The organism is Nonomuraea sp. SBT364, assembly GCF_001083785.1.
Taxonomy (GTDB): domain Bacteria; phylum Actinomycetota; class Actinomycetes; order Streptosporangiales; family Streptosporangiaceae; genus Nonomuraea.
On the sequence record NZ_LAVL01000008.1, the window covers coordinates 114,458 to 123,988 of the forward strand.

Annotated in this window: 5 protein-coding genes; 3 read left to right on the plus strand and 2 right to left on the minus strand. The window is 72.5% G+C overall.

From position 1 onward, the window contains the following. Positions 1 to 4: 4 nt before the first annotated feature. Positions 5 to 985 (plus strand): LuxR C-terminal-related transcriptional regulator, encoded by a 981-nt coding sequence (locus tag ADY59_RS06670; RefSeq protein ID WP_049558963.1) that lies wholly within the window; start codon positions 5 to 7, stop codon positions 983 to 985. Here ADY59_RS06670 and ADY59_RS06675 read toward each other — a convergent pair whose 3' ends face one another. Next, the gene (locus ADY59_RS06675; protein ID WP_063780584.1) at positions 986 to 4,579 is read right to left on the minus strand and encodes a S8 family serine peptidase; all 3,594 of its coding nucleotides are present in this window, start codon (positions 4,577 to 4,579) and stop codon (positions 986 to 988) included. A 134-nt stretch (positions 4,580 to 4,713) separates the two neighbouring features. Beyond that, positions 4,714 to 6,750: a cellulose binding domain-containing protein gene (locus tag ADY59_RS06680; protein WP_049558968.1), complete on the minus strand. Its 2,037-nt coding sequence runs from the start codon at positions 6,748 to 6,750 to the stop codon at positions 4,714 to 4,716. Positions 6,751 to 7,066: 316 nt separating this feature from the next. On the opposite strand from ADY59_RS06680, the gene ADY59_RS06685 reads away from it, so the two are divergent. Together ADY59_RS06685 and ADY59_RS06690 are read left to right on the plus strand one after the other, a co-directional pair. Further along, entirely contained in the window at positions 7,067 to 8,287 is a 1,221-nt protein-coding gene (locus ADY59_RS06685) for an MFS transporter (protein WP_049558971.1), read from the plus strand. A gap of 149 nt (positions 8,288 to 8,436) precedes the next feature. Further along, on the plus strand, positions 8,437 to 9,531 hold a 1,095-nt coding region (locus ADY59_RS06690; RefSeq protein WP_197093479.1), incomplete at its 3' end, for an MFS transporter.

Genomic DNA, 9,531 nt, shown 5'->3' on the forward strand with positions numbered 1-9,531 from the left:
AGCCATGTTGGAGGCTGCCGGGCTGGACGAGGTGACGGAACGGGCGTACCGGTTACTCGTACGTGCGGGTGAGGCGGGCGTGACGGACCTCGCCGAGGAGCTGGGAATCACGGCGGAGGAGGCGGCCCGCGCGCTGGCCCTCATGCAGGGCATGGGGCTCGTCCGCGACGCGGAGGGCCGCAGGTTCGCGCCGGTGGCGCCGGACGTCGCGCTCGGGCCCCGGCTGATGCGTCGCCAGGAGACGATCGACTGGGCGCGGCAGGCGGTGGAGCAGCTCGCCGAGGAGTACCGCACGAGCCTGCGCCGCCGGGACGCCGACCGGCTGATCGAGGTGCTGCCGAGCCGGGCCGCGCTGCGCGAGCAGGTGCGCCACCTGCAGAACAGCGCCCGCGAGGAGGTCATGTACTTCTGCCGGGCCGGGCACGTGGTGATGCCGTCCCAGGACAACACCGAGGAGCTGGACGCGCTCGGCCGTGGCGTGGACTATCGGGTGATCTACGAGCGGGCCCTGCTGGAGGAGCCCGGGATGGTGGCCAACGTCGCGTACGGCATCAAACTCGGCGAGCGGGCCCGAGCCGTACGGTTCCTGCCGGTGCGGATGATGATCGCCGACCGGGAGACCGCGCTGCTGCCGCTGGTGCAGCACGCGGGCGGCAGGTCCGGGACCACGGCCGCGCTGGTGCGCGGCAGCAGCCTGCTGGACGCGCTGATCGCGCTGTTCGAGGCCCAGTGGGACCGGGCCACGCCGATCAGGACCCTGGACGACGGGCAGGTCATCGACGCGGCGCCCGGCTGCCCGCTGGACGCCGACGAGCTCTATCTGCTCTCGCTGCTGGTCGCCGGCGTGCCGGACAAGTCGATCGCGAGCCAGCTCGGGCTCAGCCTGCGCACGGTCCAGCGCCGCGTCTACCACCTCATGCGGCTCGCGGGCGCGCAGACCAGGATGCAACTTGCCTGGCATGCGGCCCGCGAGCGCTGGCTGTAGCTACCGGACCCCGTACGCCCGGGTGACGGTCTGCTCGAACCGCTCGCCGGAGGCGCCCGTCGCGGTCACCCGCAGGGACACCCCGGTGTCGGTCCTGCGGTGCGAGACGAGGGCGACGTGCTCGCCCCGGCCCACGGGGACCAGCGGCAGCCGCCGCCAGGTCTTGCCGTCGTCGTACGACATCTCCGCGCTGAGCTTCCTGGCGCCGGGCGCGGTGAAGCCGAGCTTGACCGGGAGCGCCCGGTGCACCCTGCCCTCCAGGTCGGTGGGGACGTCGTAGTCGACGCCGAGCATCGGCAACGGCTGCGTGCCCTCCGGCTTGGCGGACCTGAACGTCCACGCCGACCGGGTGGCCGTGGCGTAGCGCCATTCCTCGCCGGTCCGCGTCGTGGTCAGCTCCAGCCGGTACTCGGCGTCCTCGGGCACGGCGGGGAAGGTCCCCCGCAGGGTGGACCGCTCCTCCACCAGCTGCCCGTCCCTGAAGAAGCGGGCCGAGGTGGTGTCCTGGTCGGGGCTGTCACGTGCGAAGCCGTGGTGCCCGTCGCCGTCCACGAACTCGGGCACCTGCACCGCCAGGACGTCACCCGTCCGGGTCGCCGACCGGACGGCAGGGCGGACGACCGGGGCGAACCACCGCTCCTTGACGGTCTCGCCCGGCCGGTAGCTCCTCGGCAGGTCCGTGATGCCGCCGCGCAGCCGGCTCATCGACTCCCAGGTCAGCGCGTGCTGCACGACGTGCTGCCACTGGGTGTCGCCGGCGCTGACGTACTCGGCCCGGCGCAGCGGGGTGTTCACGATCCGCTGGGTCTCCATCTGCGAGTCCAGGTCGTACGTCTGCCAGGGGCGCCAGCCGTAGCGCTGGTCCTTGCCGTAGCCCTCGCCGCCGGACTCGTGGTAGCCGGCGTCGACCAGGGCGGTGTTGCGCCAGCTCACCTCGTGCACGATCCGCTGGGGCACGTGCCCGGGGGAGACCTGCATGACCTCGTACAGGTAGGGCGGGGCGAACTGCCCGGTGACCTCGATCATGCCGCCCGAGCGCGCCTGGTCGAGCACCGCCTGGCCGCGGTCGTGGGTGATCAGCAGGGTGGGCAGCGGGTCGCGCTCGCCCTCCGGCTTCCACGGCTGCCACATCGCCCGGCCGTCCGGCCCGACCACGATCACCGCCGCGGCTCCGGCGTCGGCGAGGCCCTGCAGCTTGTCCGGCCAGTCGCCGAACTCCTCGCTGACCAGGACGACCGCCTTGCCGGACACGTTCCCGGAGTCCGCGGTGGCCAGCCGCCACCGCTTCTTGCCGGAGAACTCCGGCGAGCGGATCGCGGGACGCACCACCAGCGTGTCGCGGCCCAGCCGGGCCGTCACCCGGGGCGCGGAGAGCTGCCAACGCGAGGCGAACTCGAACGTGCCGTTGACGACGGGCTTGGTCGGCGTGACCGAGAGCCCGTCGACCGACGGGAAGTTCATCGAGCCGAGGCTGATCTTGCGCGAGCCGTACGTGCGGTGGGTGAAGTAGGTGGAGATGCCTTCCTGCATCACCGGCTGCGAGGTCTTGATCTCGACGGGCACGGCGGTCCTCGGGTCGAGCACGACCTCCAGGTCCCCGGTCACGGCCAGCTCCGGGTTCACCACGAGGGTGTCGATGGGCGACTCGGCACTGGACTCGCCCAGGATCGCCTGCATGTGGTAGGTGCCCTCGGCCACCTGAGCCGTCCAGCCCCCCTGCTCGTCGAGGATGTAGCCGTAGGCGTCGTCCCTGCTGGAGGCGCCGTACAGGGAGATGAAGGGCACCCGGGCGGGGCTGCCCTCCTGGTTCACGGCGGTGAAGTGGACCTCGTGGATCTTGCCCCGGCGGGTCAGCGCGAACGTGGTGTGCGCGACCGCGTCGGCAGCGGTGGCGGTGACGTAGCCCGCGTGCCGGCCGTGCTGGAGCTTGGCCGGGTCCACGGTGACCCGCACGGTCGCGCTCGCTCCCGGCTCCACCGTGAGCGTCGTCGCTGACAGGGTGACCGCGCCCTCGGCCGGAGCCTCGCCGTCCAGGTTGGTGAAGGCGGGGGTGAGGGTCAGGGCGGCCGGGGCCTGTCCCGTGTTCGTGTAGGTGATCTCCCCGGCGGGGACGCCGGTGTCGCCGTCCTCGTGCACGCCCAGGCTCAGCGTCGCCGTGGCGGTGACGGTCTGACGCAGGGCGCGGGCCACGTCCAGGCGTCCGCCGCCCTGCTCGTACGGGGTCTGCCCGGCGATGGTCCTGGCCGTGGACACGAGCGCGTCCTTGAGCTGACCGGCCTTCCACTCGGGGTGGCGCTGGGCCAGGATCGCGGCCGCGCCCGCCACGTGCGGGGTGGCCATGGAGGTGCCGGAGAGCTTGGTGTGGAACTCGTCGACCGGGGTGCCCAGGCCGGTGCCGGCCGCCCGCGCGGCGACGATGCCCACGCCCGGTGCGGTGATGTCCGGCTTGACCGCCTCGTCCAGGCGCGGTCCACGGCTGGAGAAGGGGGCGAGCGCGTCGTTGGCGTCCACCGCGCCCACGGTCAGGGCGGAGGTGGCGGCGCCGGGCGAGCCGACGCTGTATTCACCGCCCTCGTTGCCCGCGGCGATGACGAACAGGGCTCCGGTCTGCTCGGTCAGCACGTTCACGGCGGTGCTGAGCGGGTCGGTGCCGTCCGTGGCGCCGCCGCCGAGGCTCATGTTGACGACGCCGGCGCCGCTCTCCCTGGCCGCCCACTCCATGCCGGCGAGCACCTGCGACTCCGAGCCGCTGCCCGAGGCGTCCAGCACCTTGCCGATCATCAGCTCCGCGCCGGGCGCCACGCCCTTGCGCAGCCCGCCCGAGGCCGCGCCGACGCCGGCCACGGTCGCGGCGACGTGGGTGCCGTGCCCGTGCTCGTCCTTGGCCGAGGGGTCGTCGGTGAAGTTGCGGGCCTCCACGACCTTGTCCTTGACGTCGGGGTGCGTCTCGTCGATCCCGGTGTCCAGGACCGCGACCTTGACGCCCTTGCCGTCGAACCCGTCCTGCCACGCCTGCGGCGCGCCCACCTGCGGCACGCTGTGCTCCAGCGTCGCGGTGACCTTGCCGTCGAGCCACACCTTGGCCAGCCCGTCACGCAGCCGCGGCTCGCCGCCCGCGCGTTCGGCGGCCCACAGCACGGGCAGCTCGTCCTTGTCCGCCCGCAACGTCCGCGCGTTGACGCTGCGCAGCGTGATGGCCTTCGCGTCGCTCTCCCGGTACGACAGGATCAGCGGCAGGACCTCGCTGCTCTCGTCGTCGTACCCCTGCTCGATGAGGTCGCTCACCGAGAACAGCCGCTCGTCGACCAGGCCCCGGGAGAGGTAGGGGACCATGTCGGCGGGGGTGACCGTCAGCTCGCCGTTCTCTTCCTCGGTGAAGAACCTGATGTCCTCCCGGCCCTTGCCGGGCCGGACGGTCGCGGCGCGCTTGCCGCCGGCGAACTCCCGTACGGTGACCACGTCGCCGGTGATCAGCGTGACCTCGTGCGGGTCGCCGCCGGCGGCGGGCTCGGGTGCTGCGGCCTGAGCCTGCGCGGGCACGGCGAGCATCGCCAGGCCCGCGCCGACGGCGGTGAAGCGGGTGATCCATCCCATGAACGAACCCGATCTGTCGTGCAATGACACATTGCTTTACTCGTTCATGAGGATGCGGGATAGGGCGCGGCACATGGGGGGTATGTGCCTGACCGAATGGCGACATGTCATGGAAATGTCAGCAGAGCGGGCCTTCAGTGGGTGGCGCAGACCCTTCCGTTGAGGGTGAACACGGACGGCAGGACGTTCGGGCCGGAGTAGTTGCCGACGAAGCCGATCGTCGTCGACGCGCCGGTCGCCAGGGAACCGTTCCCCGGCTCGCTGACGGCCTTGACCGCCTGCCCGTCCTGGGTCCAGGCCGCGCTCCAGCCGCTCCCCAGACTCTGCCAGCTTCTGGGCCAGGCGAAGTCGAGGGTCCAGCCGTCGATCGGGGCGCCGGTGTTGGTGATGTCGAGGGCGCCGACGTACCCGCTCGCCCAGTCCGACTGGACGCTCAGCCGTACCGAGCAGGAGCTCGTGGCGGGGGCCTTCGTGGTGAGGGTCAGCGGCGGTGAGGACCAGGAGAGGCCGCCGCCGGTGTCGCGGGCGATCACGTTGACGGTGTAGCGGGTGCCGGGCCTGAGGTTGCGGACGGTGAACGAGGTGCCCGAGGTCTCGCCGAGCTGTTCGGTGACCGCGCCGTGCTGGCGATGGATCTCGTACTTGGCGATGGGACGGTCACCGGCGGTGGCGCGCGGCCAGGTGATCGTGGCGGTGGTGTCCGTCACCGCCGATGCGGTGGGCCGGTCCGGGGCGCCGGGGCCGGTCCGGGAGGTGGCCGGCTTGAGGACGATCGTGGTGAGCGAGAGCGGGGGCAGCACCTGGCTGGTGGCGCTGCCGCCGGTGGCCGAGGCGATCGAGGTCGCGCCGTTGGTGTGGGTCAGGACCGTCGGCGCGCCGGCCGCCGGGGTGTAGCCCTCGTAGTCGATCGAGGCGGCGTACGAGGTGTCCCGGGAGGTGTTGATCATCAGGACCGCGAGGTCGCCGTCGGGACGGCGGGCGGCGTGCGCGCTGACGGCGGGCCGGTCGGCCGCCGCCCGGACGAACTGGTCCCCGGGCCTGGCGAATTCGCCGACCATCTGCAGGGCGTAGTAGGGCGCGAAGGGCGTGTTGAACGCCGGCTCGCAGACCGACCCGTCGGCGGTGCACGCCGCGCTCGACAGCAGGCCGAAGTCGCCGTAGTCGGTGTGCCCCTCCACCTCGGTGACCGTGCCGATGCCGTTGTGGACGTTCCACCACTCGACCGTGAACACCCCGTTCGCCAGCAGCGTCGCGTACGCGTCGGCGGCGGCCAGCGCGCCCGGCTGGGTGTTGGTGCCGTTGCTGCTGGAGCCGGTGTTGAACTCGGTCATCGCGATGCCGATCCGCTCCGCGCCCGGCCCGGCGTGCCGGGCGAGCTGCTCACGGGTGAGCTGGATCATGTCCGGTACGTGTCCCGTGCGGTCGAGGGCTCCCGGGTACCAGTGCAGGATCACGAAGTCGATCTTGGAACCGGCGGCCGACAGGACGACCTCGTTCCAGCTTCCCTCGTCACCCTCCGCCTTGATCGCGTCGGGCCAGTTGGCGGGCGTGGTCAGCACCGCGCCGATCTTGATGGTGGGGTCGACCGCCTTCATCGCGTCCGCGTAGGCGACGACGTGCCGGGCGTACTCGGCGGGACTCTTGTCGGCGTGGTTGTCGGCTTCCCAGGCGGCGCCGTAGTGGCCGTTGCCGTAGTTCTCGTTGCCGATCTCCCAGTACTTCACCCCGTAGCCCTTGGTGACGTTGGCGTACCGGACCCAGCCCGCGGCCTCCTCGGCCGTGCCGGTGCCGTAGTTGGCCGTCACCATCGGCTGGGCGCCGGTGCGGCGCGCCCCGGCCATGAAGGTGTCGAAATCGGTGTTCGGGGCGACATAGCCACCGGGGGCTGTGTGGTCGGCCCAGTGGTAGATGTCGGAGTACGAGCCGCCGGGGTAACGCAGCAACTGCACGCCCGCGTCCTTGAGCAGGTCGGCGGTCTCGTCGCTGCCCAGATGCGCGTCCCAGATGGCGTGGTTGGCGCCGATGCCGGTCCCGGGCACGCCGGAGAGGGCGGCACGGGTGTTGACGGTGATCGCGACCGGGGCGCCGTCGTCGGCATGCGCGGTGGGGACGTTCAGGGCGGCCAGCGTCAGCAGGATCGCGGACGCGGCCCGGAGCAGGGTTTTCGGCATCGGTGCACCTCGCCGTGGCAGTGGTTCCTCACTCGACGGCTCCTCCTGACCAGGAGACAGCATGATCATGAGTGGCGGGCGCCGCCCCCGTCAAACCCCGCTGAAACTTTCACCCCGGGTTCGGTGCCGATGCTCACCTCCACAGGTTGCCTGCCTGTCCCCTGTGGGAGGCCCGCTGACGTAGGCAGGGTAGGGTGATCGGCATGTTCCTCACCCGTGCCTAGGCCACCACGGAGCCGCACCGACGCGTGCGGCACGCCGGTGTCCTTTCGCACGTCTCGGCGCTCGCGACGCGCCGCCTTCCTGAGGAACCTTCATGTCTCCTTCCTACGTCGCCGTCCTTTCGCATCCGCACGCCGCGCGCGCCTTCGGCTTCGCGCTGCTGGGGCGGCTGTCCTACGGGACCGTCTTCCTGTCGCTGACGCTGGCGCTCACGGCCACCGTCGGCTCCTACGCACTGGCCGGTGCTCTCCTTGCCCTGTTCGGGCTCACCACGTCCGTGCTCTCCCCCGTACGGGCCCGGCTCATCGACCGGTACGGGCCGCGCCGGGCGTTGCCTCCGATGGCCGCGCTCTACGCGGTGCTTCTGGGCTGCCTGGCCCTGCTCACCTGGCGGCCCGGCGTCTCCTGGGGGCTGCTGGCAGTCCTGTGCGCCGCGGCGGGCGCGTGTGCGCCTCCGCTCGGGCCCGTCATGCGCACGCTGTGGAGTGATCTGCTGCGCGACCGGCGGCTGCTCCAACGCGCCTACAGCCTCGACACCGTCGCCGAGGAACTGCTCTACATCACCGGTCCGCTCCTGGCCGGACTGCTGGCGGCGGTCGTCAACCCGGCGGCGGGCGTGGCCGTGAGCGCCTGCCTGGTGGCGGCGGGCACGTTCGCCCTCGTCACGTCACAGGCGATGCGGGCCCGCCCCGCCACGGCCGCCGGACGTGGGCGGGGGCGGTTGTCCGGCGCCCGCGCGCTGATACCGCCGGTCGTGGCCTCGGCCGCGCTGGGCCTGTGCCTGGGGGCGCTGAGCCTGCTCCTGGTCGTCTTCGCCCAGCGTCAGCAGCAGCCCGCCGCTGTGGCGTGGGTCGAGGCGGCGCTGGCGGCGGGCAGCGCGGTCGGCGGCCTGGCCTACGGCGCGATCGTCTGGCGTGCCTCCGGGGCGGCGCGGCTGCGGATGCTGGCCGCCGCGCTGGGCCTGGCGGTCGCCGCTGCCGGAGCGGCGCCGAACCTGTTCGGGCTGGCCGCGGCGGCCGGGGTCATCGGGCTGTTCGTGGCCCCTGCGCTGACGACCGCCTATCTGCTCGCCGACGAGCTGGCCGGCCCGGAGAGCCGGACCCAGGCCGGTGCGTGGGTCAACACCGCCTTCAACGCCGGTAGCTCGCTGGGCACCGCGGGCGCCGGGCTCGTGGTGGAGGGCCTGTCCTTGGGGTGGTGCTTCGCGCTGGCGGGGGCGCCGATGCTGCTCGCGGTACTGCTGATGATGATCAGCAGCACGTGGACCGCTGCGTCGCGATCCGGTGGTCGGGCCTGTTTCCGGCTTAAGGCCTAAAGGGGAACGAAAGCGGCTCTGCCTACGATGCTTCCTCAGGCGAAGTAAGGAAGGGAGGCAATCATGCGACGCGACCACGAGTGGGTCTGACCGGGTGAGGTGGCGGCATCCGGCGCGGGTGCCGCCATCGGCTGTGACAGGGGGCTGTGGTGGACGGGCGTGGGTTCCGGCAGGTGTTCGGGTACGGCGAGTTCCGGGGCCTGTGGCTGGGGGGCCTGCTGTCGCGGGCGGGGGATCAGCTGGCCCGGGTGGCGCTGGCCGTCATCGCCTACGAGCGCACCGGCTCCGCCGCGCTGACCGCCGTCGTCTACGCGCTCACGCTGGTGCCGGCGCTGGTCGGCGGGCCGCTGCTGGGATGGCTCGCCGACCGGTGGCCGCGACGCGAGGTGATGATCGGCGCGGATCTGGCCAGGATGGTGCTCATCGGCCTGGTCGCGATCCCGTGGATGCCGTTCCCGGTGCTGTGCGGGCTGGTGTTCGTGGCGCAGCTGCTCGACTCGCCGGCCAAGGCCGCGCGGATCGCCATGATCCCGGACATCCTGCCGGCCGGCGTCTATGCGACGGGGGTGGCGGTCAACTACCTCACCAGCCAGACGATGACGCTCCTCGGGTTCGCGGGCGGCGGGCTGGTCGTGGCCCTGGTGGGGCCGGGGGTCTCGCTGGCGATCGACGCGGCCACGTTCGCGGGGTGCGCGCTGATCACGGCGGTGACCGTACGGCGGCGGCCCGCGGCGGGGCGGCGGGACGGGGGCGGCTCCTGGAGGGCGTCGACCGGGACCGGGCTGCGGCTGGTGACGGGGACGCCCCGGCTGCGCGGCCTGCTGGTGCTGGCGCTGATGTGCGCCTTCCACGTCATCCCCGAGGGGATCGCGGTGCCGTACGCGGCCTCGCTCGGGCTGGGGGCGGTCGAGGCCGGGCTGCTGATGGCGGCGATCCCGGTGGGGACCGTGACGGGTGTGTTCCTGTTGACCCGGTACGTGCCGGTCGACGGGAGGTTACGGCTGATGGGGCCGATGGCGGTCGCCGCCGGTGTGCCCTTGGTGCTGAGCGTGTTCCAGCCCGGCTTCTGGGTGCTGCTCGGGTTGTGGGTGCTGACGGGGGCGCTGAGCTCGTACCAGGTGTCGGCGAACGCGGAGTTCGTCCGGATCGTGCCGCCGGAGCGGCGGGGGCAGGCGGGGGGGCTGGCCTCGTCGGCGCTGGGGGCGGGGCAGGGGGTGGGGGCCGGCTCTTATACACCTCTCCCA

Excerpts from the sequence above, each read along its gene's own strand:
- ADY59_RS06680 (WP_049558968.1), bottom strand. The coding sequence starts at position 6,750 with ATGCCGAAAACCCTGCTCCGGGCCGCGTCCGCGATCCTGCTGACGCTG.
- ADY59_RS06685 (WP_049558971.1), top strand. The coding sequence starts at position 7,067 with ATGTCTCCTTCCTACGTCGCCGTCCTTTCGCATCCGCACGCCGCGCGC.
- ADY59_RS06670 (WP_049558963.1), top strand. The coding sequence starts at position 5 with ATGTTGGAGGCTGCCGGGCTGGACGAGGTGACGGAACGGGCGTACCGG.
- ADY59_RS06675 (WP_063780584.1), bottom strand. The coding sequence starts at position 4,579 with ATGGGATGGATCACCCGCTTCACCGCCGTCGGCGCGGGCCTGGCGATG.